Genomic DNA, 23,505 nt, shown 5'->3' with positions numbered 1-23,505 from the left:
CGAACTCAGTTCGGCGCGAAGGGGTGCTTGGCGTCGTTGCGCTTGGCGACGACTTCCGCAGCCTTCGGCTCGCCCTTCACCGCGCGGGCGATGGCTTCCTTCGTGGCCTGATAGTTGTAGTCCTGGATCTTTTTGTCGTCGTTGGCGTCCCAGTGGATGAACACGCCGACCGAGATGAACAGGTCGTCAGCCTCGTCGACCGGGATCACGCCCTCGGCGACCGAGTCGGCGACGGCCTTGGCGACGCCGTGCTGCGCCGGGCCGAACATCTGGACGGCCTGCTTGGCGCCCTTGATGGTGACCTTGTTGAACAGGATGGTGTTCGGCTTGCAGAGCAGGTTCGGCGCGACGACCGCGAGAAGAGTCGTGAAGCCGTCCTTGTTGTTGACGAGCGCGTTCGCGAAAGCGAGCTCGGCGGCCGAGCCGCGCGGACCCATGATCAGGTCGATGTGGGCGACTTCGTTGCCTTCGCCGACCAGCGACTCGCCGACCAGCATCTTGTTGATCACTGCCATGTGCGTTTCCTTTCCAGGTTCCCCCGAGCGTCCGCGCGCCTCGCGCCGCGATCGCCCCTATCCTTCGTTTTCGGCGTCAGGCTGAGATGGCCCGACCGGTTGGCCAGATAGCCGCGAGACCACCCCGCGCGGCGCGGACTCAAACATTTTTGGGCGCGCTTGCCAAGATGGCCCCAAGCCGATCGGCGAAAAGAACGGCCACCGTCAGATCCGCGCTCGTGCCTGGATTGAGCTTCCTTTCCTTCAGCTTGCGGTCGAAGGAAAGGGCCGCCGCGCAGACGTCGCTCCACGCGGCGCCCGCCATTTGCGCAGACGCGACCCGCGCTTCGTCGCGAACCGCCTCGGCGCGGGCGCGCCCGTATTTGCGGGCGATATGGCTGTCGGGAAAGGCGCAAAGAAAGGCCATGTAGACATCGAGCGTCGCGCGCGGCGCGTCATGGCCCTGCGCGCGGGCGCGCGCCAGCGCCTCGACCCCGGTCTCGAAAACATCCACGAAGCCATTGGCGTATTGAAAGGCGATTCGGTCGCGGCTCGCGGCGGCGCGCATGGCGTCGAGCAGCGTCGCATCCGCCGGGCCAGCGACGTCGTGCGCCTCCGCGGCGCCGAGGCCTGCGGGATTGGCGAGGCTGATCGCGCGAAAAGCCGCCTCCGCGTCCGCGACGTCGAGCGCGTCGAGCGCGCGCGCGGTTTCTCGGCGAAGGTCGGCGCTTCGCGCCGAGAGCGCCGCATGGGCGAGCGGCGCGCAGAGCAGGACGATGCCGAGATTGGTGTTCTGGCGCACCGCGGCCCACGTCGCCTCCATAGCGCGGAGAATGCGGTCTCCGACGCTCGCGCCGGACGCGGCGATGAAGGGCGCGGCGGCGCGGGCGCTGTCGATGAAGTCCTTCGCCTCCATGCCGTGGCCGGGCGCGAAATGATGGACGTTGCCGGGCTTCGGCGCCTCGAGCTCCGCCTCGCAGGCCTGCACGAAGGCGCGAGCGACGGCCTGCGCCCTCTCCTCGCTCGCAGGGAGGAAGTCGGCGTGGGGGGCGGGAGGACGGGTCAAATCGTTTTGCTCATGATCCGCTGAAATGGCGGAAGGGAAAGCGACGTGGGCTCGGTCCTTGCCCTTGGGAGGAGCCTCATCGGCGGATTACCATCAGGGCCCGCGGCAGAAAGGGTTTCCTGACCAAACAAGCCGTAGCTTTGAAGGCAAGCGATCATGCATTCCGATAAAGCCGCATTGCCAAAAAGGGGGGCCGCGTGCGAATAAGGTGCGATGTCGATCCGGGAATCCTTCATAGAGCCAGAGCACCTAAAAATCATCGATAAGCGAGAGGCCATCGCTTTGGTAGGGATTTGTGAATGGGCTCACATCGGGCATTTGTGATAGCCCTTGATCTAAACCGAGGTAACGGCGGTAGATATCTCGCTTGGGCTATTTGACGACGCTCGCGAAACGTGCTGGGATAACAAGATGATGCTTCCGCGCGAAAATAAAATACAGAATGAAATCCGGTTATTTTCTCAGGCAGGGGTGCTTACGCCATTGCCTCAGATATTTCATTACTGGTCGACCAGATATTTTTTGAAGAAGATTGTTGCGGTGACTGGCGCAAGAACAATCGACGAGTTCCTATTTAATAGCGTGACCAAAGTAAATAGACAAAAGTTGCGTATATTAGGGATCGGCAGTGGTTCATGCGTCCGTGATATAGCCCTAGCAAAAATGCTTTACAAGGCGGGTAGGTTAGAGCGATACGACTGTCTTGAATTATCGCCCGTTAGGGTGAATGCTGCGAACGCAAAAATTGAACAGGAGGGATTGAGCGACGTAATGCGTTGTCATGAAACGGATGCTGCGTCTTGGTTGGGCGGTGAAACCGATTGTTTTATAGCGATCCATTCCCTTCATCATATCGAGAATTTGGAGGCGCTTTTTGACAACGTACTCCGGATGATGCCGGCAGATGGCAGATTTGTTATGGCCGATATGATCGGTCGCAATGGTCATAAACGTTGGCCGGAGGCATTAGAGGTTATCAATCATCTATGGTCGCGGGCGCCGGATCGCTATAAGTACAATATGGTTTCGAAACGGCGCGACGAGCAGTGTGATGATCGTGATTGGTCGCAAAACTCCAACGAGGGCATCAGAGCACAGGACATCCTTCCCTTACTTGTGGGCCGCTTTCATTTCGAGAGTTTTGTGGCTGACGGCGGCGTGATAGACACGTTCATCGACAGGCTCTACGGTCACAACTTCGATATGCATTCACCTGAAGACAAGTTATTTATCGATCAGATCGCATTTCTTAATGAAATTTTAATCGACTTGGGCATAATTAAGCCTACGATGTGCTTTGCGGTAATACGTAAGGCGCCGCTGGCCAATCCAAGGTATTACAGACATTGGACTGCCTCATTCTGCGTTAGAAATCCGACGCTGCCTTGAGAGAGTATGGGGCTGGACCCTAATGCGTTTCTCGATCTGACGCTCGTTGATCGCGTTCCCAACTCGTGCTCAATCTGACTGGTTTGCGAGAAGCATTCCGCTACGACAGATTCTCCCGCGTCTCCTCTGCCAGCTAATCTCAGCCGCCCTCGCATCCTATCTCAATTAATGAGGCCTCACCCGAGTCCGCTCGCTGCGTCGCGGGGAGAGGGAATCGCGGCGAGCGCGTCGGCCGCCAGCCGCCCGGCGATGGAGAAGGGCGTGATGCGCTGCAGGCCGCTCCAGCCGGGCATGGAGTTGACTTCCAGAACCATCGGCCGTCCGTCGGCGCCGACTATGAGGTCGACGCCGGCCACAATCGTTCCCATGGCTTCCGCCGCCGCGAGCGCGAGGTCGCGCTCCTGGGGGGTTGGCGCCGTTTCGACGGGGCGGGCGCCCTGTCGGACATTGGTGATCCAGTGGCTCGACCGCCGCCGCATCGCGGCGACGACCCGCCCGCGCGACACGAGGATGCGCATGTCTTCATAAGGCGGGCGGTCCGGCCCGACGAAGCGCTGAAGATAAAAGACGCCGCGCGCCTCTTCGAGCGAGGGAATGTCGCTCTCCCGCTCGATCAGCCGCAGGCCCCAGCCCTGCGCGCCAAAAAGCGGCTTCAAGACGAGCGGGCCGTTCGGCGCCTCCCGCCGCGCGATGGCGCGCGCCTGGGCTCGGTTCTGCGTGGCGAAGGTCTCCGGCGCGGGCAGTCCCGCGCGCGCAAGGAGGAAACTCGCCATGCTTTTGTCTGTGCAGCGCTCGATCGCCCGGGCCCCGTTGACGAGCGGAACGCCGAGCGCCTCCAGCGCGTGCAGCACGCCCAGCCGCATGGTGATCGCCTCCAGCGAACCGTCGCCGATCGCCCGCACGACGGCGAGATCGGGAAGCGCGCGAAAGCCGGGAATGGCGAGACCGTGGGGTTGCGCCGTGTCGATCCGGCAGGCGGACAGGCGCACGGCCGCCGGCGTCGCGCCCAGCGCGCGAAAGGCCGCGAGCGTATGGTCGACATGCCAGTCGAGCTTGTCGGTGAAGACGGCGACGCGGGGACGGCCGCCTCTCCCCTGACGGGGGAGGTCGACCGGCGCAGGCGCTCGGGCGGGGGCGGGGCGGTCTGACGTCACGATTCCTGTTTTCACCCCGCCCCGCGCCGCCGCGCGACCGTCCCTCATCGGAGGGCGAATCAGTTAAGCCCCGAAGGACTTGTCCAGCAGTTCCTCGTTGATCTTGCCGGCGCGGAAGGTCTCGCCGGTCTCGACGGCCGTCACCAGCGCTTCCGCCGGCGAGAACAGGCTGCCGTCGATCTTGTAGAAGTCTCCCTTGTAGGCCTTGAAGATGTCCGCGAAGGGCTGGCCGTAATCCTTGGAGTTATGGCTCGGCAGCTTTTCGGCGAGCTCCTTGGCCGCCGCAGCCGGGCCCTTGACGAAGAGATGGGCGCGGCCGGCGTAGATGATTGCGTCATTCGTCCGGCCCATGGCCTGCACGAAATCCGGATGCGGCGGCGAGAGCGGCGCGGTTGCGATTCCGTCGACGATGTTCTCGAGCGGGAAGTGGAGTTCGTGCGCCTTGTGGAGCGCCACCTCCAGAACGCGCCCCACCACCTGCACGCTGCCCGCGAGCGACTGCGTCGGCGCATAGACGAAGGCGACCTTGTCGGGCGAGACGCCGGACTTCGAGGCGACCTTTTCGACGACCTCCTTGGGCGGCGGGGAGCCCGATTCGAGCACGATCGTCACGCGATCGGCCTGATCCTTGTAAGGCAGCTCCTCGAAGAGCTTTTCGACGCGCGCCTGGGCGCGGCCGGGCCCGGAGCCGAGCGCGAAGAATTTATCGTGTTGCAGGCTCCAGCCGGCGTATTGGCTGGCGAGGCAGGCGACGACCGGATCATTGCTCGCGACCGTCAGCCAGAACGGCCATTTCGCGGCTCCCGGCGCGTGGGAGAGCGTGACCCTGCCCAGTCCGCCCATGCAGATTTCGGTGAGCAACAGCCCCGCATCCACGCCGCCCGCCGTCTTGGCGCCCGCGTCGATCAGCAACTCCCCGAGGCTGCCGCGCGACGCCGACACGCGATAGCGCCCGGCGCCGGCGACGAGCCGGTCGACGATCTCGCCCGCCAGAGAGTTGACGCTGGCCGTCGCGCGGCCGCCCGAGTTTTCGCTTGCGCTCACTTGTGGTCCTTCCTTTGAATTTTCTGTGGCTCTACCAGTCTTGATTTTGGCGTAATATCACAGACCAGTCCGTTGGCGGCGGCGGGCGGGAATTTATCGGGCTTTGTACCGAAACGAAAGCCGCCCGGCCGTGCGACAGGATCGGAGGGTTTTTAACCTCCGTCACATAGGTTTCGCAAAGACCGCTTACGCGGCCTCTGCGCGGGCGGAGGGGGATGATGACATGGACATGCGATTTGCGGATCAGGAGGCCGCCGCCCGGCCGAAGAAGTTTCCCTTCCGCGATCTCGCCGCGGTCATCATCGCCGTCATGGGCGTGATCCTCGCGAATGTCGGCGTCGTGCGCGCCCTCGACGTGGCGTTGGACGTGGTCCACCGCTGACTTTCCGGCGTCATATCGTTTGCTGAAACTTGCCGCGCCGCGGCGCTGACCTTCGCGCGGCGCGCCTTGCCGCGCCCGGCGGCCGTCGACCCGCCCCATCCCCGGAAGCCGTCGAGGCGGTGCGGTTGGGGAAATGGCAGAATTCGATCTGATTTTGTCGTTGCGGTTCGCCGTTCCCGGCGAGACAATAGAGTTCATGAACAATGTAAAGCTTCCGTTTGATCCAGATATTTACAAAAGAACTGCTGGCAGTCGAGAAATTCCCCAGCGTGTCAGAAGAATTGGGCTTTTAATTTTCGACAACTTCGAAATCGTCGATTTGTGCGGTCCTTTGGATGCTTTTTATTACGCGAATCGTATTATGGAAATGACAGGCCGGGAGAACGAGCCTGGTTATGAATTACTGGTCATCGCCGCCGCGCGCGGCCTGGTGGAAAGCAAATGCGGGCTGACGGTTCTCGCGCCGCATGGTTGCGCGGACATCGCCGGCGGGCTCGACACATTGATCGTCGTGGGCGGGGAGGATCCCGTCGCGGCCTGTGCGGATCAGGCGCTGATCGACTGGATCAAGGGCATGTCCTCCCGCGTGCGGCGCCTCGCCTCGGTTTGCACCGGCGCATTCCTGCTGGCCCGCGCCGGCTTGCTGGAAAATCGCAGGGTCACGACCCACTGGATGTTTTGCGACCAGCTCGCGGCCGCCTATCCCTCCCTCGTCGTCGAACCCAACCGCATCTTCGTGCGCGATGGCGGCGTCTACACCTCCGGCGGCATCACCGCCGGGATCGACCTCGCCTTGATGCTGATCGAAGAGGATCTGGGCCGCGAGGCGCCGCGCATGGTCGCGGGAATGCTGGTCGTCTTTCTGCGCCGCCCCGGCGGGCAGACGCAGTTCAGCCCCTTTCTGCAGGGGGAAGAAACCAGCTGCCGCGACATCGCCGAGCTGAAGTCCTGGATACTTGGCAATTCCCGCGAAAATCTCACTGTCGAGCGGCTCGCGAGCCAGGTCGCCATGAGCCCGCGCAATTTCGCGCGGCGCTTTCTCGCCGAAACCGGCATGACGCCCGCCCGCTTCGTCGAATATGCGCGCGTCGAGGCGGCGCGCTGCCGGCTTGAGCAATCGCGTCTGTCCCTCCAGACGATCGCCGAAATTTCCGGCTTCGCGACGATCGAGCGCATGCGGCGCGCCTTCAGGCGGCATCTCGACGTGGGGCCGCACGAATACCGGGAACGATTCCAGACGAGTTTTTCAGGCAATGGAGGGGAAATATGAAGATCCTTTTTTTGACGACCGCGCACAACAGTCTCAGCCAGCGCCTGCTGATCGAGCTGACGGGGCGCGGCCACGAAGTGTCGGTCTCCATCGCCGACAGCGACCGGGCGATGCTCGGCGCCGTCGCGGCCGAAAACCCGGACCTCATCGTCGCGCCGATGCTGAAGGCCGCCGTGCCGGAGGCGATCTGGTCGACGCGCGTCTGTCTCATCGTGCATCCGGGCATCGTCGGCGACCGCGGGCCGTCCTCGCTCGACTGGGCGATCATGGAGGGCGAGGGGCGTTGGGGCGTGACCGTGTTGCAGGCCGCCGCCGAAATGGACGCCGGGCCGATCTGGGCGAGCCATGAATTTCCGCTGCCTCCGGTCGCCGACGCCAAGGGCGGGCTTTATCGCAACGAGGTGACGGAAGCCGCGGTGCGCGGCGTTCTGGAGGCGGTGGAGAAATTCGCGTCCGGCGGATTCCGTCCGACGCCGCTCGACTATTCGCGGCCCGGCGTGCGCGGCCGGCTGCGTCCGGCGATGACGCAGAAGGACCGCGCGATCGACTGGATGCGGGATTCGACCGATGCGGTCGTGCGAAAGATCAGGGCCGCCGACAGCGCGCCGGGCGTCCTCGATTCGCTCTTCGGCCTGCCCATGTTCCTCTATGGCGCGCATCACGAAGATCGGCTCAGGGGGACGCCGGGAAGCATTGTCGCGAAACGCGACGGCGCCATCTGCCGCGCGACGGTCGACGGCGCCGTTTGGATCACGCATCTCAAGGCGCGCGCCGACGCGCATCAGGCGAATTGCCGTCTCGCGGGCGCCGGAATGGGCTGCGCCTTCTGCGACGCGGAGTTCTGTCCCATCGCGGGGATCAAACTGCCGGCGGCGCAGGCGTTGGGTCCGTTGCTGCGGGGCGTGCCCGAGGCGGTCCTGCCCGTCGTCGCGGAAATCGACTGCCGCACCTACCGCGAAATCCGCTACGTCGAGCGCAACGGCGTGGGCCACATCTTCTTCGAATTCTACAACGGCGCGATGAGCACGGAGCAATGCTACCGCCTGCGCGACGCCTTCCTCTTCGCGCGCGCCCGGCCGACGCGCGTCATCGTCCTGCATGGCGGCAAGGATTTCTTCTCCAACGGCATCCATTTGAACGTCATCGAGGCGGCGGAGGACCCCGCGCTCGAATCCTGGCGCAACATCAACGCCATCGACGATCTCGTCTGTGAAATCCTCAACACCATGTCGCATGTCGTGGTGGCCGCGATGCGCGGCAACGCCGGCGCGGGCGGCGCGATCCTCGCGCTCGCGGCGGATCGCGTCGTCGCGCGCGAGGGCGTGGTGCTCAATCCGCATTACAAGAGCATGGGCGGCCTCTACGGTTCGGAATACTGGACTTACGCGCTACCCCGGCGCGTGGGGCCTGACCGCGCCCGGGAATTGACCGAGGCCTGTCTGCCAATGGGAACGGCGGAGGCGAAGGCGATCGGCTTCGTCGACGAGGTTCTCGGCGGCGACGTCGCGGAATTCGAACGGCGCGTCGCGACGCTGGCGGTCGAGATCGCACGCCGCCTCGATTTCTGGAGTCTCCTGCGCGAAAAGCACGAGAAGCGCGTGCGCGACGAACGCGTGAAGCCGCTCGCCAACTATCGCGCGGAGGAACTCGCGCGGATGAACGTCAATTTCTTTGGCCCCGATCCGGCCTATCACCTCGCGCGGCGGAAATTCGTCTACAAAGGTCGCGCGCCCGACGCCTTGCCGGCGCCGCCGCCGGTCGAGACGGGCATGTCGCTGGCGGTCTAATTCACGGGGGGCTCCCTGAACTCCAGAGCGACCCCCCCGGCCGTCGGCGGCTCGCCTTTCTCTCTGGCGTCCGCGAGGCGGTCGAGGCGGATGAGGGCGAGGCCTTCTTCGCCTGCGGCCGACCCCGTAATCCCGATCTCGATTTCGCCCGCGCGGATCGCCTCGCCCGGCGCGGGCGCGCCGCCCGCCGCGCGATAAGGCGTCACGCGTTTGCGCACGAGGCCGCGGTGCTTCATGCGCGAGACCACCTCCTGCCCGACATAGCAGCCCTTCTTGAAATCGAGGCCCGCGAGGAGGTCCATGTCCGCCTCGTGCGGAAAGGCGTCGGCGTAGTTGAAATCCACCCCGCCTTTCGGAACGCCGGCGCGAATGCGGCGCGTCTCGTAATCCGCGAGCGCGCCGGGCGCGGGAAGGCTTCCCTTTTCGGCGATCGCCCGCCAGCCGAGCGCTGCGGCGCGCGGATCGGGCGCGGCTGCGACCGCCGCGACGGCCGGAGGCGCGTCGGCGTCGGGAAAGGCGACGACCTCCAAACGGTCGCTCAGATCGGCGACCGTGATTTTGGCGCGAAGCTTGTACATGGTCAGCCGCTTTGCGAGATCCGCGGCGAGCGAAAGCGGACAATCGAGGAGGAAACGCCCCTCTCCCAGCGCGAAGACGACAAAGTCGAAAAGGATTTTCCCCTGCGGCGTGAGCAGCGCCGCGAAACGCGCCTGACCGGCCGTCAGCGACAGAATGTCGTTCGTTACGAGATTGTGAAGGAATCTGGCCGCGTCTTCGCCGGATACGTCGATTACGCCGCGGTCCTCGAGCAGGATCGCCGTTGTCATGATGTCGGTCCCATCTTGTCGGATCGCGCACGCTTGGCGCGTCAGCCGCCTGCGCTTATCTAGAGGCGGGAAAATTGCAAGCGAGGCGCCATCCATGCCGCAAAGTTTCGACGTCATCCTTTCGGGGGGCACGCTCGTCAACCAGGACGGGGAAGGCCTGCGCGACGTCGGAATCAGCGGCGGCAAGATCGCCGAAATCGGCGACCTCTCCCGCGCCGCGGCGGGCGAACGAATCGACTGCCGGGGCCTTCATATCCTCCCCGGCGTCGTCGATACGCAGGTGCATTTCCGCGAGCCGGGCCTTTCTCACAAGGAAGATCTCGAATCCGGCTCGCGCAGCGCCGTCATGGGCGGCGTGACCGCGGTGTTCGAAATGCCGAACACCAACCCGCTGACGACCAGCGAGGCGGCGCTCGCCGACAAGGTCGCGCGCGGGACTGGCCGAATGCATTGCGACTTCGCCTTCTGGATCGGCGGCACGCATGAAAACGCCAAGGACCTCTCCGAGCTCGAGCGTCTGCCGGGCGCGGCCGGGGTCAAGGTCTTCATGGGGTCGTCGACGGGCTCGCTCCTCGTCGCGGACGACGCCGGCGTCGCCGAGGTCTTGTCCCACACCCGCCGCCGCGCGGCCTTCCACAGCGAGGACGAGGATCGCCTCGAAGAACGCAAGCCGCTGCGCGTCGAGGGCGATCCGGGTTCGCATCCCGTCTGGCGCGACGTGGAGACGGCGCTGCGCTCGACGCAGCGGCTTCTGCGCATCGCGCGCGAGAAGCGGGCGCTCATTCACGTTCTGCACGTCACCACGGCGGAAGAAATCGCGCTGCTCGCGCAGCACAAGGACATCGCCAGCGTCGAAGTCACGCCCAATCATCTCGTGCTCGACGCGGAAGCCTATCAACGCATCGGAACCCTGGCGCAGATGAATCCGCCGGTGCGCGAGGCCCGCCATCGCGACGCGATTTGGGAGGGCCTGCGGCAGGGGGTCGTCGACGTGATCGGCTCGGATCACGCGCCGCATACGCTGGAGGAAAAGGCGCAGCCTTATCCGAAAAGCCCCTCGGGCATGCCCGGCGTGCAGACCATCGTGCCGCTCCTGCTCGACGCCGTGAACAAGGGAAAACTCACGCTCGCGCGCGTCGTCGATCTGACGAGCGCCGGGCCGAACCGCCTCTTCGGCATGGCTGGCAAGGGGCGCGTCGCCAAGGGCTACGACGCCGATCTCACCGTCGTTGATCTCGCGCGCCGCGAGACGATCCGCAATTCCTGGGTCGCGTCCCGCGTCGGCTGGACGCCCTTCGACGGCATGGAGGCGACGGGCTGGCCGGTGGGAACATTCGTGCGCGGCGCGCGCGTGATGTGGGAGGGCGAGCTAGTCACGCCTTCGACGGGAAGGCCGATCCGGTTCCAGGCGGCGCTGTAGCTTACGTGAGGCAGGCGCGCCGTCGATCCCTGTTTGCGATCATGGCGCCATTCCTTCCGTCGGGTCGATCAATCCTCGCTCCAGAAATAGTGCCAGACGCCGTCGGCGGCGACGCCGATGCGAAGCGGACGCGGCCGCCCCTCGGCGTTGGAGCGGGCCAGATCCGCGAAACGCACACAGGCCCATCGCATCCGCGCCTCCTCTTCGGTCGCGGGCGGAGCCGGATGACGCGCGAAGGCGGGCCATTCGAAAAGCGTCACGGGCCCGCGCACGATTTTCACGAAGGGCTGCGACAGAACGGCGCGGGCGATCGCGACAGTCTCGCGCCCCTTCCGGTCGAAGGAGAGCGCCTTCAGGATCTCGATCGGATCAGTCCCGGCCGGGAAGGTTCCGCTCTTCGCGAGGAGGGGACGCACCTCGTTCCAGTCGATCGGGATGCGCAGCGCCTCGACGTCGTTCTTTTCGAGCGCCGCGAGGATCTTGTCGTAGATCGCGGCCGTCGGCCGGGGTAGGACGGCGAGGTCTGTGAGCGGCGCCGAGACGAGATCGGGCGCGGCCTTGCGGGGGCGGATCATGGGCCATCTTAACCGCCCCGCCGCCCAAAAGGCGAATTCGGACCCCTTTTCTTAGCGTTTGCGCGGCGGGATTGTATAGTCGCCGTCGAACCGCCATCTGGACGGAATTCGCCGTCCCGCCGGAGCGCCAATGGACGAACTTCCCGAGAATGACGCGCGGCGCCCCGCAGGCGACGCGACCCTCGACGCCGCGCTAAGGCGCTCGGCCCGGGCGCTCCTCGCCGAACGCGCGCTGCGGCTCGCCGCGGCCTTCGCGACCCTCGGACTGTTCTTCGTCGCGCTTTCCTGGCTCGGGCTCTGGCGCGCGCTGCCGCTCGAGGGGCGGATGGCGGGCGTCGCCGCCTTCGGCTTCGCCGGGCTGTTCCTCGTCGCGCGCGAGATCGCCCGCGGCCTGCCGGGCCGGGCCGCCGCCGCCGCCCGGCTCGACGCCGCCGCCGGCGGGGCGCTGAAGCCCGCGGCCTCGCTCGACGACACGCTCGCGGGCGCCGAGGGCGCCGATGCGGCCACGGTCGCGCTGTGGAGCCTTCATCGCCGGCGGCTATCGGCGGCGCTCGCGCGAACGCCCGTCGCCCCGCCGCGTCCGCGCCTGCCGGAGCGAGACCCTTACGCGCTTCGCGCCGCCGCGCTCGTGGCCGCCGTCGCCGCCGGATTTATCGCGGGAGACGAGAAGGGCGCGCGGATCGCCGCCGCCTTCGACTGGCGCGCCGGCGGTTTTCTGGGGCCTTCCCAGCGCGTCGACGCCTGGTTCGATCCGCCGGCCTACACGGGCAAGCCGCCGATCGTGCTGCCGCAGGAGGGAGGGGCGGTCGAGGCGCCGGTCAATTCGCTGCTGCGGCTGCGGCCCGCCGACGCCTCCGTCGCCGTCGATGGCGCGCTCACTCCCGGCGAGGGCGCCGAGCGGAAAAATCGCCTCTACAGGCTCTCCGGCCCGGCGCGGCTGTCGCTCCCGGACGGCCGGACTTTCGACGTCGCGGCGACGCCCGATCGTCCGCCGTCGATCGCCGTCGACGGCGCGCCCCGCAACAATGCGCGCGGCTCCATGACGCTCTCCTATCGCGTGGACGACGATTACGGCGTCGTCGGCGCGGAGGCCGTTTTCTCAGCCACGGGCGGGCGCCGGGCGCTTTACGAGCCGCCGCGCCTGCCGCTCGAGCCGCCGGCGGGGCCAGGGGGCCTCGGCGAGGGCCGGGCGACGTTGGATCTCGCGGACAGTCCCTATGCGGGCGCGCGGGTCACGATGCGGCTCGTGGCGAAAGACGCCGCCGGGAACGAGGGCGTCTCCGATGCGATCGAAACGACGCTGCCGCAGCGCCGCTTCGTGAAGCCGCTGGCGCGGGCGCTCGTGGAGCAGCGGCGCATTCTCGCGCTCGATCCGGAAGCGCGCGCCAGCGTGCGCGCCGCGCTCGAGGCGCTCTCTCTCGCGCCGGAGGCGTTCCAGACGCCCTCGGCGATCCATCTCGGCCTGCGCGCCGCGCGCCGCGGCCTCGAAGGGCGGCGCAGCGACGACGACTTGCGCGGCGTCGCCGACATGCTTTGGGCGATGGCGCTGAGCCTCGAGGACGGCGACATGTCGCAGGTCGAACGCGACCTCCGCGCCGCCGAGCAGGCGCTGCGCGACGCCATGGCGCGCGGCGCGAACGACGAGGAAATCGCCAAGCGCACGCAGGACTTGCGCGAGGCGTTGAACAAGTTTCTGGAGCAGCTCGGCGCCCGGCCCCGGCAGCCGGGCGCGCCGCCGCGCGAAAGCGCGGACGATCCCGACAGCGTCACGCCCGAAGACTTGCAGGGCATGCTCGACGACATCGAGAAAGCGGCGAAATCGGGCGACGCGGCGCAGGCGCAGAAGCTTCTCGACGAGTTGCAGGACATCATGGAAAACGCCCAGACGGCCGAGGAGGGCGGCGGCGAGAGCGCCGCGCAGAGCCAGCGCCGGCGCCAGATGCAGCGCGCGCTGAGCGAACTCGACCAGCTCTCGCGCGAGGAGCAGCAACTGCGCGACGACACCTTCCAGGGCATGAACGATCCCGCGGGCGAAGAGGACCGCAAGCCGCAGCGCGGCGGGAGGAAGGGCCAGCCGCAACAGCCGGGCGGGGAGTCCGGCGCCGAGCGCGAACGCCAGAAGGCGCTGCGCGAAAAGCTCGAGCGCCAGCAGGACGCGCTCCGGGACGAGGCGGGCGAGGCCGGCGAACAGCTCGACGAGGCGCGCAAGGCGATGAAGGAGGCGGAGCAGGCGCTCGGTCCCAACGGGGAGGGGCGCGGCAAGGCCGTCGACGCGCAGGGCCGCGCGGTCGACGCGCTGCGCAAGGGCGCGGACAAAATGGCCGAGGCGATGCGCGGCGAAGGCCAGGAGGGCGAAGACGGGCAGGGCAAGGGCGCCGGCCGTTCACGCGGCCGCTACGGCAAGGGCCGCGACCCGCTCGGCCGTTCCGGCAATCACGGGCAGAACGCCTCGCGCGAAAAATACGATCCGCTCGGCCTGCCGCCGACGCAACGCGCCCGCCGCGTGCAGGAAGAGTTGCGCCGCCGTCTCGGGCAGCCGGAACGGCCGGCGGAGGAGCTCGATTATCTGCAGCGGCTGCTGCGGCGATAAACGGCTTGCTCTCGCGCCGGGGCTTCTCTACTTGGCTCGAAACCAATCCGCGGGGAGCCTCATGGCCTTTTCGAACATTCTGGTCTTCATCGTCGCGGCGGCGGTGTTTCTCGTGCTCCTCGCGGGCTTTTTCAACATGATCCGCGGCGGCGAGGGGTCGCCGGAGCGCTCGCAGACGCTCATGCGCTGGCGCGTCGGCCTGCAATTCGTCGCGATCGCGCTGGCGCTGACGGTTCTCTATTTCCGGGGGCGGTGACCGGTGGTCAAGCTTGACAGGATTTACACGCGGGGCGGGGACACGGGGGCCACCTCGCTCGCGACGGGCGCGCGCCGCCGCAAGGACGACATTCGCGTCGAGGCCTATGGCGCGATCGACGAAACCAACGCCGCGATCGGCGTCGCGCGCCTCGCGCTGGAGCCGCGCGACGCGGCGCTCGACGCCATGCTGGAGCGCATCCAGAACGATCTCTTCGATCTCGGCGCCGAACTCGCGACGCCGCACGATCCCGAGAACCCGCTCGATCCGGCGATGCGCCTCGCGATCGTCCCCTCGCAGGTCGAGCGGATCGAAAAGGAGATCGACGAACTCAACGCCGCCCTCGCGCCCCTGCGCTCCTTCGTGCTGCCCGGCGGGACGGCGGCGGCCGCGCATCTCCACATGGCGCGAACCATCTGCCGGCGCGCCGAGCGCGTGATGGTGACGCTGATGGAGACGGAAGGCGAGGAGCTCTCGCCCACCGCGCTCGCCTATGTGAACCGCCTGTCGGATTTTCTCTTCGTCGCCTCGCGCTATGTGAACCGCGAGAGGGGCGACGTGCTGTGGAAGCCGGGCGCGACGCGCTGAGGCGTCACTTCCCGCCGCGCTTCTCCAGCCACTTCGTCACCAGCGGGTCGTCGATCGCGCCGGTCACGGTGGTCACGGCGCCGTCGGGCGCAACGAGCGCGGTGAAGGGCAGTTCGCCGCGCCAGCTCTTGTCCGCCTCGAAATAGAGTTTCTCGACGAAATCGTCTGCGAAGACGTAATGCGCAGCTTTCGTCAGCCCGGCCTTTTCGAGCCGGGCGGCGGCGCGCTGCTGGTCTTCTTCGCCGTCCGTGTTCACGAGCACGACGTCAATGTCCTTGCGCGCGTCGATCATCTTCGCCCAATGCGGCAATTCGGCGAGGCACGGCGGGCAGGCAAGGGACCAAAAGTGGATCATCAGCGGCCGCCCGGCGTGCGCCCCGACGAGCGCGGCGAAGTCGCCGCGCCGGTAGGGCCTGAACTCGAGCGCGCCGGCGCCGGTCGAGGCAAGGGCGAAGGCGAGGACGCAGGCAATGACTCGAAGCATTGCGATCACCGGGCCGCCGCGTTCTTTTCGTCTCTCGGGAGCGGGATCAGCCGGTAGCCTTCCTTGTGCGTCGCCCAGGAGAGATAGGCCGCGCCCTTGCTTGCGACGAGTTCGGGATGATCGGAGGCGTCCGCCGTCTGCGCCATCACGCGCGGCGCGCTCCAGCTCTTGCCGCCGTCGCGCGAGAGCTGCATCGGGATCGTCGTCGTCGTTCCGTCGAACTCCTTCCAGACGCGGTAGAGCCGGCCCTTCGCGGCGATGAGGACCGGATGGCCGGGCGCCCTGGCGTCGTCGCCGAATTTCTCCGGCGCCGAGAAGCTTTTGCCGCCGTCGGCGCTGCGCGCATAGAACAGGCCCTGACGGTTCTTGCCCTTGGTGAACCAGGCGACGTGCCAGACGCCGGCGCCGTCGACGGCAAGGCCGGGGCCGTGATGCGGGCAGCTGTTGATCGCCCAGTCGTCGTCGGAGACGCGGCCGCCCGTGAGCGTCGCGCCATCCGCCGAGAGCTTTGCGGCGTAGTGATCGCGAATGTCGCCGTCGAAGACCTGCCGCCAGGCGAAGACGGGCAGGCCGTCGCGGTCGAGCGCCGCGGCCATGCGGCAGCATTCGCAGGCGTGATCCATCAGGATTTTCTTGCCAGCGAAGGTCTGGCCCCTGTCGTCCGACCAGCCGAAGGCGACGCCGCTGCCGTGGAATTCCTTGCCCTCCGCCTTGGCCTTGAGGAGATTGGTCTTGTCGAGCCAGGCGGCGTAGACGCGCCCCTTGGGCGTGACGACGAAGCTCTCGAAACGCTGGCCGCCTTCTGACAGCATCGCCTGGGGCGCGGAGAAGGTTTTGCCGCCGTCCGTCGAGCGCGCGGTGAAGATCGTGCCGATCATCTGCTTTTCGGGCCGCGTGGCGTAGCTCGCGATAAGCGTTCCGTCGTCCAGCGCGACGACTTTGGGGCGCGCGTCGCCATGGGCGTCGATGACCCCGTCGCCGACCGTGGCGACGGTCGCGGGCGCGGAGAAGGTTTTTCCGCCGTCGGCGGAAGATGAGACATAGACCGACTTTCCGACGGAGAAGGCCAGCCAGAGCCGGCCTTTCCTGTCGAACGATGGATTGACCGTCGCGGCGCAGTCCGGCTTCGGGTCGGCGCAGGCGGGCGCGGGATGGGCGTGGTCCATGCGCGAGGCGGGCGGCGTCGCCGCTCCGGCGTCGGCCGGGGCGGTCTCCGCGTGGGCGGCCGTCGAGAGGCCGAGAGCGGCGGCGGCGAACAGGCGCGCGCGGCGCGCGAAGGCGGAGGTCGGCTGCATTTTTTTGCCTTTCGACGGGCGTCCGGTCGGACAGCCCTGCTCCAGGGGTTCTGTGCGATCAACGGAACCGGAAGGTCTGCCCCACGTCCATCGAGCCGCCGGGCGGCGGCGGCGCCGTCACCCCCGCCAAAATCTTCTTCACGATCTCGGCATGGGCGGGACTCGTCGTCTTGTCGATCGTGACTTTCTCGACCTTGCCGGTCGGTCCGACGACAAAACTTGCGGTCACTTCTCCGGGGCCGGCGGCGTTGTCCTGAGGCGTGCGCTTCGCGATCTCGCTGTAGAGCGCGCTGAGATATTTGCTCTGCGACATGCCGGCCTGCGCCGCGGGCGCGACGCTCGCGGCGGCGGGCGGGGGCGATGCGGGCTTCTGGGCCGGCGCGGCGACAGGCGCCGCGGGGGTGGGCTTCGGGGTGGGTACGGGCGCCGCCGGAGACGGCGGCGCGGCGGGTTTTGCGGCTTCCGACCGCGCTCCGCCGCCAAGAGCGAGGAGACAAGCGAGCGCGGCGCCGCCCAGACGGAATGAAGTCATGATTCTAATTCCAAACATGAGGAACGCGGCGAGCCGAAAAAGGGCGCTCGCCGCGCCCGCGTCAATGGAACGCAAAGGCCTGGCTGACGAAGGCCGAGCCGCAGTTTCCGGGACCGCGCGAGGAGGCGACGATGCGCCGCGCCAGCGCCGCATGGGCTGGGGTCGAGCCGGAAGCCGACACGCCCGAAATCCCGCCGCCCGGATTGACGTGGAACGTCACATGGGCGGTTCCCGGTCCGAGACTCGTCGCGCCGGGCGTATGTGCGCGCAGCGACGCGGCCACATGGGCGAGGCAGGTCGCGGAGGCCGCGCCGCCGGATTGGCCGCGGCCTTCCGGCGAACCGGCGTGACGGCGGGCCTGCGCCTCGCGGCGCTGCTCGGCGCGCTCGACTTCCTTGCGCTCTTCCTGCTTTTTTTGGACCTTGTCGACGTCGTCCTTCTTCACGGCGAGCGGAACGGCGTCAGGGTCCATCACCACCGGCGGCGGCAGCGCGAGATCGGGCTGGTCGACCGTCACCGGGGGCGGCGTATCCTCCGCTGCGCTTACTTCCTGCTGCTCGATGAAGTCGCCGCTTTCGATATCGACGTAATGTTCGGCGAGCGACAGGGGCTCCGGCTTCGGCCCCAGGATGAAGGCCGCGAAGACGGCGAGGTGGGCGGCGACGATGGCCACGATCGCCACCGGCCGCAGCCAGGGCGGATTGACCGGCGGCGGACCCGCGGGCGGCCCTTCCCGCCCGCGCGCATATTCGGGACTCAAGGCGAAATCCGTCATTTCGCGGCTCCTCCGGCGGGCGCGGGCGCGGCGGCCGGCTTGGCGGCGGAGCCGGTCTTGCTGCGCGAATTGGTCATGATCGCGATATGGGTGATGCCATTCGTCGCGAGCCGGTCCATCACCGCGACGACTTCGCCATAGACCGCCTCGGTGTCGCCGCGCACATGCACGACGCGGGTGCGGTCGTCGCCCATCATGGCGCGAATGCCGTCGATCAGCGCCTCCGGAGACACCTCGTCGGCGCCAAGCGACGTCTTGCCGTCCTTGCCGACGGTGACGACGATCGGATCCTTCTGGTTGATCGGCTGGGCCGAACTCGCCTGCGGGAGGTTGACCTTGACGCCCTTCGCGAGCAGCGGGGCCGTCACCATGAAGATGATGAGCAGCACGAGCATGACGTCGACGAGCGGCGTCACGTTGATGTCGGCGAGCGGCTGGTAGAGGTCATTGTTGTTTTTGAAGCGGGAGGGGAGAGCCATGTTATGCGGCCTCCTTCTGCGACTGGCGGCGGGCGTTGGGCTGGCTTGTCATGCGCAGCGCCTCGTCCTCGATGTAATGCGCGACCTGCTGGCCCAGGCGGGCGAAGGCGGCGCCGATGCGGTTGTAACCAACGGACGCCGGAATGGCGGCCGCGAGGCCATAGGCCGTGGCGGCGAGCGCTTCCGCGATGCCTGGCGCGACGACCGCGAGACTTGTGTCCTGCGACTGGGCGATGCCGGCGAAGCTCGTCATGATGCCCCAAACCGTGCCGAACAGGCCGACGAAGGGCGCGACGGAGGAGATGACCGCGAGGTTCGGCAGGCCGCCTTCCGCCTTGGTGAGGAACTCGCGCGCCGCGCGACTCATGTTCTCGGCGATGCGCTCGCGCTTGTCGCCTATCGTTTCGTCCGGAAGATCGAGCGCGAGAGATTCGCGGCCGGCGGCGGCGATGGGCTCGAGCAGGCCGGCGGAACCGCCCGCGCGGGCTTCCTTCGTGGCCTTGCCGATGCGGATGACGGCGGCGGTCGCTTCAATGATCAGAACCCAGGTCCAGACCGAAGCGAGCAGCAGCATCGCCATGACGACCTTGCCGACGGCGCCGGCGTTCATGAACATGGCGAGAGGGGAAAGCGACGTATGATCCATGGAACTCACTCATCCTTGACGCCGCGCGCGCTTCCGCGCGACGGCCGACGTCCGATTTCTATTTTTCGCGTTCAGATCCGGACGCAGCCACGGCGTCCCTGGATCGGCGATCTTAAAGCATGCGCCGCAAGGGCCAATGCTGCGCTGAGCCGATCGGAAGAGTTCCAAATTAGGCGGGCGGCGCCCGCGCGCCATTGACCGCGCGGAGCGCGACGCTCGCCGGCGCGCGCGACGGTGCCACGACGTGATTGAATCGCGCGGGCGGCGCGGTGGACCGGATTCCGACATCGGTCCGATCCGGCAAAACCGCCGCTGCGGCGTGGGCCGCGAGGCAGCAGGGACAATGATGGCTCCTGGAGCCCTGCTTTTGCGACGTCTTTTCGTCTTCGGCGGCGGCGCCCTGCGTCATATGACGCTTAAAACAGGCGAAGAGGCCGACGCGCGCGGCGCCGCTGTTTTTGAGAACGATGTCGTTCGCGCTGGCCGCGACCGCGCCAGTAGTTGCGACGCTGAACATCAGCGCCCATGCCGCGACGAACGCGATCGCCGCGCGCATATTGACGCCCATGATGCGCAACTGTGACATAAAAGCCTCTTAATGGATTTTTTAATCTTTGACAACGCGCGGCGACCCGCGCGCGGTCGAGTCCAAGAGGCTTTTTGGGACGTTCGTCCGGCGATGGTTAACGTCGTCGGGGCCGGAGCGGGTTCATCCCGCGAGATGCGCGCGGCGGCGCGGAAACGTCATTGGCGACGAATTGCGGCGCAAAACCTTCATGCGGCCGCGCCGGCGCGTCCGTTCGCCGACAACGCCCGCCGCATTTGGAGACGGAATGAAAGACGCCCGGGAGTTTCCTCCCAGGCGTCTTTTTTCCGCTCGGCGCCATGTCCTTGGCGCCATGCCCTTGGCGCCATGTCCGCGGCGCCAGGTCAGTGCGAGAGCGATTTGACGATCGCCTCCACCGTTTTCTTGGCGTCACCGAAGAGCATCATGGTGTTCGGGCGAAAGAACAGCTCGTTCTCCACGCCTGCATAGCCGGAGCCCATGCCGCGCTTGAGGAAGAGCACCGTCTTCGCCTTCTCGACGTCGAGGATCGGCATGCCGTAGATGGCCGAGGACTTGTCGGTTTTCGCCGCTGGATTCGTCACGTCGTTGGCGCCGATGACGAAGGCGACGTCAGCCTGTCCGAACTCCGAGTTGATGTCCTCGAGTTCGAAGACCTCGTCGTAAGGCACATTGGCTTCGGCGAGCAGCACGTTCATGTGCCCCGGCATGCGGCCCGCGACCGGGTGAATCGCGTAGCTGACCTCGACGCCTTCCTTCTTCAGAAGGTCCGCCATTTCGCGCAGCGCATGCTGCGCCTGGGCCACCGCCATGCCGTAGCCGGGCACGATGATGATCTTGCCGGCGTTTTGCATGATATAGGCGGCGTCCTCGGGCGAACCCTGCTTGACGTTGCGCTGCTCCTTTGCGCCCCCCGCCGCGACCGTCTCGCCGCCGAAACCGCCGAGAATCACCGAGATGAAGCTGCGGTTCATCCCCTTGCACATGATGTAGGAGAGGATGGCGCCAGAGGAGCCGACGAGGGCGCCGGTGATGATGAGCGCGAGATTGCCGAGCGTGAAGCCGATGCCCGCCGCCGCCCAGCCCGAATAGGAGTTGAGCATGGAGACGACCACCGGCATGTCCGCGCCGCCGATCGGGATGATGAGCGTCACGCCCAGCACGAAGGAGACGAGGATCAGCAGGAACAGCCAGAAGCCCGACTCCGTCATGACGAACAGCAGGATTAGCGCCGCGAGGGCCACGCCGAGCATGATGTTGATCGTATGGCGCTCGGGCAGCAGGATCGGCTTGCCGCTCATACGCTCGGAGAGCTTGAGAAAGGCGATGATCGAGCCGGTGAAGGTGATCGCGCCGATCGCCGCGCCGAGCGACATTTCGAAGAGGCTGCCGCCCTCGATATGGCCAGGCGCGCCGATGCCGAAAGCGTGGGGCGCGAAAAAGGCGCTCCCCGCCACGAGCACGGCGGCGAGGCCGACGAGCGAATGGAAGAAGGCCACGAGTTCGGGCATCGCCGTCATCGGAATGCGCTGCGCGACATAGGCGCCCACGCCGCCGCCGGCCGCCGCGCCGACCAGGATCAGCACGAAGCCGAAGAAGGGCGGCAGATGCAGGAGCAGCGTCGTCGCCACGGCGACGGCCATGCCGATCATGCCGTAGCGGTTGCCCTCGCGGGAGGTTGCGGGGGAGGAGAGGCCGCGCAGCGCGAGGATGAACAGCACGCCGGCGACGAGGTAGAGAAGGGCTGCGAGATTGGCGCTCATGGCGTCAGCCCTTCTTCTTGTACATGGCGAGCATGCGTTCGGTCACGAGGAAGCCGCCGAAGATGTTCACGCAGGCGAGGATTAGCGCGACGAAGCCGAACCATCGCGCCCAGCCCGCCCCCGTATCGTTGACGCTCGAGGCCTCGACGCCGACCGAGAGCAGGGCGCCGACCACGATGACCGAGGAAATGGCGTTGGTGACGGACATCAGCGGCGTATGCAGCGCCGGCGTCACGGACCAGACGACGTAATATCCGACGAAAACTGCGAGCACGAAAATCGCCAGCCGGAAGACGACGGGGTCGATCGCGCCGCCGGCGAGGCCGTGCGAGGTCATCGCCGCGGCGGTCTGGGCGATCTGGTCGGAATATTGCTGGGCCTGTTCGGCCATCTGCCGGGCGGCCTCCGCCGCGGCCCGCGCCTTTTCGAGCAATTGCTGCGTTGAATCGGTCATTGTTCGACGCCCTGTGTTGGAGGGATTTTTCGGCTCAGGCCTGTTTGAAGCGCTCGTCCGTGACGACGCCGTCGCGCGTGAGCGCGGTCGCCTTCACGAGTTCGTCGTCCCAGTTGATCGACAGCTGCTTCGTATCCTTCGAAATCATTGTCTCGACGAAGGCGAGCAGATTCTTGGCGTAGAGGCTCGAGGCGGTCGAGGCCATGCGGCCCGGAAGATTGAGCGCGCCGACGATTTTCACGCCGTTTTCGATCGCCGTTTCGCCCGGCCGCGTCAGCTCGCAATTGCCGCCGCGCTCCGCCGCGAGGTCGACGATCACGGACCCGGCGCGCATGGAGCGCACCATGTCGGCGGTGATCAGCCGCGGCGCCGGGCGGCCGGGGATGAGCGCCGTGGCGATGACCACGTCTTGCTTGGCGATGTGGCTCGCAGTCAGCTCCGCCTGCGCGGCCTGATATTCCTTCGACATCTCCTTGGCGTAGCCGCCGGCGGTTTGCGCCTGCTGGAACTCCTCGTTTTCGACCGCGAGGAATTTGGCGCCGAGCGACTCGACCTGCTCCTTCGTGGCCGGACGCACGTCGGTCGCGGTCACGATGGCGCCGAGGCGGCGCGCCGTGGCGATGGCCTGAAGGCCCGCGACGCCGACGCCCATGACGAAGACCTTGGCGGCCGGCACCGTGCCCGCGGCGGTCATCATCATGGGGAAGGAGCGCCCGTATTCGGCGGCCGCGTCGATCACTGCGCGATAGCCCGCAAGATTGGCCTGAGAGGACAGGACGTCCATGGATTGCGCGCGGGTGATGCGCGGCATGAACTCCATGGCGAAGGCGATGACGCCCGCTTTCGCGAGATCGGCGAGCGCCGACTCATTGCCGAAGGGGTCCATGATCGAGATGACGGCGAGGTTCTGCTTGGCGCCGGCGAGTTCGGCCGCCGCAGGCCGGCGCACGCGCAACAGCACGTCCGCCCCGGCGAGGGTCGTGGCGGGGTCGGGACCGATGAGCGCGCCGGCGGCGGCGTAGTCGGCGTCCGATACGCCAGCCCCGGCGCCGGCCCCGGCCTGCACCGCAACCTCCGCGCCGAGACCGACGAATTTCTTGACGGTTTCAGGCGTCGCCGCGACTCGCGGCTCGTTCTTGTCCGTTTCAGCCAATACGGCGATGCGCATGACGAACTCCGGTTTGCAAATCGAAAACCGTCGCCGTCACGGGAGCCCCTGACGGCTTGGCGTGAGGGGCTGGGCGCGTTTTACCGCGCGAAGAGGAAGAAAAGCGCCAGCAGCGTTATCGCCGAGGCCGCCGCCGAAAATTTGAGCAGCCAGAGGAAACCGTTGTAAGTCTTAACGTGTTCGGCCCAGTCCGCGTCCATGGACGCCGACCCGCGATTGCTCGCCATCGAAGCTTCTCCCAAAACTTGCGGTTTGACGCGCGAACAGACCCGCCGCGCTCGGGGCGAATGCTAACCGAGCGGGCCGCGTATCGCAACGCCTGGCGACCGCGCGCTTTCGTCGCGAGCGCACAATGGCCCCCATCCCCGGTCCCGCATGAAATCGGCCGCTCGGCGTTCGGGGATCCTTGGTCGGCCGTTTCGCAAGGGCGAAGTAAATTTTTCCTTCCAATCCGCCGATGTTCCCCAACGCGCGGCGTAAGGGAATCCTTCTGGGCGACGCG

25 protein-coding genes are annotated in these 23,505 nt (G+C 66.9%); 8 read left to right on the top strand and 17 right to left on the bottom strand.

Annotated features, from left to right (window positions below; genetic code table 11):
• Positions 1-5 precede the first annotated feature (5 nt).
• The gene (fae, locus tag ACV959_RS01880; protein ID WP_475738242.1) at positions 6-515 is read right to left on the bottom strand and encodes a formaldehyde-activating enzyme; all 510 of its coding nucleotides are present in this window, start codon (positions 513-515) and stop codon (positions 6-8) included.
• 139 nt (positions 516-654) lie between these two features.
• Positions 655-1,560: a triphosphoribosyl-dephospho-CoA synthase gene (locus ACV959_RS01875; RefSeq protein ID WP_475738241.1), complete on the bottom strand. Its 906-nt coding sequence runs from the start codon at positions 1,558-1,560 to the stop codon at positions 655-657.
• Positions 1,561-1,971: 411 nt separating this feature from the next.
• Here ACV959_RS01875 and ACV959_RS01870 point away from each other — a divergent pair, with 411 nt between their 5' ends.
• Entirely contained in the window at positions 1,972-2,949 is a 978-nt protein-coding gene (locus tag ACV959_RS01870) for an SAM-dependent methyltransferase (protein ID WP_475738240.1), read from the top strand.
• A 176-nt stretch (positions 2,950-3,125) separates the two neighbouring features.
• On the opposite strand, the gene ACV959_RS01865 is transcribed toward ACV959_RS01870, so the two are convergent.
• Entirely contained in the window at positions 3,126-4,103 is a 978-nt protein-coding gene (locus ACV959_RS01865; protein WP_475738239.1) for a RimK family alpha-L-glutamate ligase, read from the bottom strand.
• Positions 4,104-4,166: 63 nt separating this feature from the next.
• Complete coding sequence (gene mch / locus ACV959_RS01860; RefSeq protein WP_475738238.1) at positions 4,167-5,147, bottom strand: methenyltetrahydromethanopterin cyclohydrolase; 981 nt, start codon at positions 5,145-5,147, stop codon at positions 4,167-4,169.
• Between the two features lie 223 nt (positions 5,148-5,370).
• Between mch and ACV959_RS01855 the strand changes: the two genes are divergently transcribed.
• From ACV959_RS01855 to ACV959_RS01845, 3 genes are all read left to right on the top strand, one after another.
• Complete coding sequence (locus ACV959_RS01855) at positions 5,371-5,529, top strand: hypothetical protein (RefSeq protein WP_475738237.1); 159 nt, start codon at positions 5,371-5,373, stop codon at positions 5,527-5,529.
• 229 nt (positions 5,530-5,758) lie between these two features.
• Positions 5,759-6,799, top strand: coding sequence for a GlxA family transcriptional regulator (locus ACV959_RS01850; protein WP_475739730.1), 1,041 nt, complete (start codon positions 5,759-5,761; stop codon positions 6,797-6,799).
• Positions 6,796-8,586: a hydrogenase maturation protein gene (locus ACV959_RS01845; protein WP_475738236.1), complete on the top strand. Its 1,791-nt coding sequence runs from the start codon at positions 6,796-6,798 to the stop codon at positions 8,584-8,586. The genes ACV959_RS01850 and ACV959_RS01845 overlap by 4 nt, the downstream gene beginning before the upstream one ends.
• On the opposite strand, the gene ygfZ is transcribed toward ACV959_RS01845, so the two are convergent.
• Positions 8,583-9,413: a CAF17-like 4Fe-4S cluster assembly/insertion protein YgfZ gene (ygfZ, locus tag ACV959_RS01840; RefSeq protein ID WP_475738235.1), complete on the bottom strand. Its 831-nt coding sequence runs from the start codon at positions 9,411-9,413 to the stop codon at positions 8,583-8,585. The two genes, ACV959_RS01845 and ygfZ, sit on opposite strands and share 4 nt — an antisense overlap.
• Before the next feature lie 94 nt (positions 9,414-9,507).
• On the opposite strand from ygfZ, the gene ACV959_RS01835 reads away from it, so the two are divergent.
• The gene (locus tag ACV959_RS01835) at positions 9,508-10,833 is read left to right on the top strand and encodes a dihydroorotase (RefSeq protein ID WP_475738234.1); all 1,326 of its coding nucleotides are present in this window, start codon (positions 9,508-9,510) and stop codon (positions 10,831-10,833) included.
• A gap of 68 nt (positions 10,834-10,901) precedes the next feature.
• Here ACV959_RS01835 and ACV959_RS01830 read toward each other — a convergent pair whose 3' ends face one another.
• On the bottom strand, positions 10,902-11,408 hold the full coding sequence (locus tag ACV959_RS01830; RefSeq protein WP_475738233.1) for a hypothetical protein: 507 nt from the start codon (positions 11,406-11,408) through the stop codon (positions 10,902-10,904).
• 130 nt (positions 11,409-11,538) lie between these two features.
• On the opposite strand from ACV959_RS01830, the gene ACV959_RS01825 reads away from it, so the two are divergent.
• The 3 genes from ACV959_RS01825 to ACV959_RS01815 all read left to right on the top strand — a co-directional run bounded on the left by ACV959_RS01825 (position 11,539) and on the right by ACV959_RS01815 (position 14,842).
• A complete protein-coding gene (locus ACV959_RS01825) occupies positions 11,539-13,998 on the top strand; it encodes a TIGR02302 family protein (RefSeq protein ID WP_475738232.1) in 2,460 nt (819 codons plus the stop codon).
• Positions 13,999-14,059: 61 nt separating this feature from the next.
• Positions 14,060-14,254 (top strand): twin transmembrane helix small protein, encoded by a 195-nt coding sequence (locus tag ACV959_RS01820; protein ID WP_475738231.1) that lies wholly within the window; start codon positions 14,060-14,062, stop codon positions 14,252-14,254.
• A gap of 3 nt (positions 14,255-14,257) precedes the next feature.
• Positions 14,258-14,842: a cob(I)yrinic acid a,c-diamide adenosyltransferase gene (locus ACV959_RS01815; protein WP_475738230.1), complete on the top strand. Its 585-nt coding sequence runs from the start codon at positions 14,258-14,260 to the stop codon at positions 14,840-14,842.
• A gap of 4 nt (positions 14,843-14,846) precedes the next feature.
• Here ACV959_RS01815 and ACV959_RS01810 read toward each other — a convergent pair whose 3' ends face one another.
• The 11 genes from ACV959_RS01810 to ACV959_RS01760 all read right to left on the bottom strand — a co-directional run bounded on the left by ACV959_RS01810 (position 14,847) and on the right by ACV959_RS01760 (position 23,230).
• Positions 14,847-15,326 (bottom strand): TlpA family protein disulfide reductase, encoded by a 480-nt coding sequence (locus ACV959_RS01810; protein WP_475738229.1) that lies wholly within the window; start codon positions 15,324-15,326, stop codon positions 14,847-14,849.
• 5 nt (positions 15,327-15,331) lie between these two features.
• A complete protein-coding gene (locus ACV959_RS01805; protein ID WP_475738228.1) occupies positions 15,332-16,621 on the bottom strand; it encodes a sialidase family protein in 1,290 nt (429 codons plus the stop codon).
• Between the two features lie 58 nt (positions 16,622-16,679).
• The gene (locus ACV959_RS01800) at positions 16,680-17,153 is read right to left on the bottom strand and encodes an energy transducer TonB (RefSeq protein ID WP_475738227.1); all 474 of its coding nucleotides are present in this window, start codon (positions 17,151-17,153) and stop codon (positions 16,680-16,682) included.
• Positions 17,154-17,214: 61 nt separating this feature from the next.
• Positions 17,215-17,928, bottom strand: coding sequence for an energy transducer TonB (locus ACV959_RS01795; RefSeq protein ID WP_475738226.1), 714 nt, complete (start codon positions 17,926-17,928; stop codon positions 17,215-17,217).
• The gene (locus ACV959_RS01790) at positions 17,925-18,407 is read right to left on the bottom strand and encodes an ExbD/TolR family protein (RefSeq protein ID WP_475738225.1); all 483 of its coding nucleotides are present in this window, start codon (positions 18,405-18,407) and stop codon (positions 17,925-17,927) included. Before ACV959_RS01790 ends, ACV959_RS01795 begins: the two co-directional genes overlap by 4 nt.
• A gap of 1 nt (position 18,408) precedes the next feature.
• A complete protein-coding gene (locus ACV959_RS01785) occupies positions 18,409-19,053 on the bottom strand; it encodes a MotA/TolQ/ExbB proton channel family protein (RefSeq protein ID WP_475738224.1) in 645 nt (214 codons plus the stop codon).
• Between the two features lie 169 nt (positions 19,054-19,222).
• Positions 19,223-19,639 (bottom strand): DUF2946 family protein, encoded by a 417-nt coding sequence (locus tag ACV959_RS01780; protein ID WP_475738223.1) that lies wholly within the window; start codon positions 19,637-19,639, stop codon positions 19,223-19,225.
• 344 nt (positions 19,640-19,983) lie between these two features.
• Entirely contained in the window at positions 19,984-21,381 is a 1,398-nt protein-coding gene (locus ACV959_RS01775; RefSeq protein ID WP_475738222.1) for an NAD(P)(+) transhydrogenase (Re/Si-specific) subunit beta, read from the bottom strand.
• A gap of 4 nt (positions 21,382-21,385) precedes the next feature.
• Positions 21,386-21,835 (bottom strand): NAD(P) transhydrogenase subunit alpha part 2, encoded by a 450-nt coding sequence (locus tag ACV959_RS01770; RefSeq protein WP_475738221.1) that lies wholly within the window; start codon positions 21,833-21,835, stop codon positions 21,386-21,388.
• A 34-nt stretch (positions 21,836-21,869) separates the two neighbouring features.
• Positions 21,870-23,003, bottom strand: a complete 1,134-nt coding sequence (locus ACV959_RS01765; protein WP_475738220.1) for a Re/Si-specific NAD(P)(+) transhydrogenase subunit alpha — start codon at positions 23,001-23,003, stop codon at positions 21,870-21,872.
• Positions 23,004-23,083: 80 nt separating this feature from the next.
• Positions 23,084-23,230: an aa3-type cytochrome c oxidase subunit IV gene (locus tag ACV959_RS01760; protein WP_475738219.1), complete on the bottom strand. Its 147-nt coding sequence runs from the start codon at positions 23,228-23,230 to the stop codon at positions 23,084-23,086.
• Between the last annotated feature and the right edge of the window lie 275 nt (positions 23,231-23,505).

It is taken from the genome of Methylocystis sp. Se48, assembly GCF_056269425.1.
This window is presented reverse-complemented; position numbering and strand designations above follow the sequence as displayed.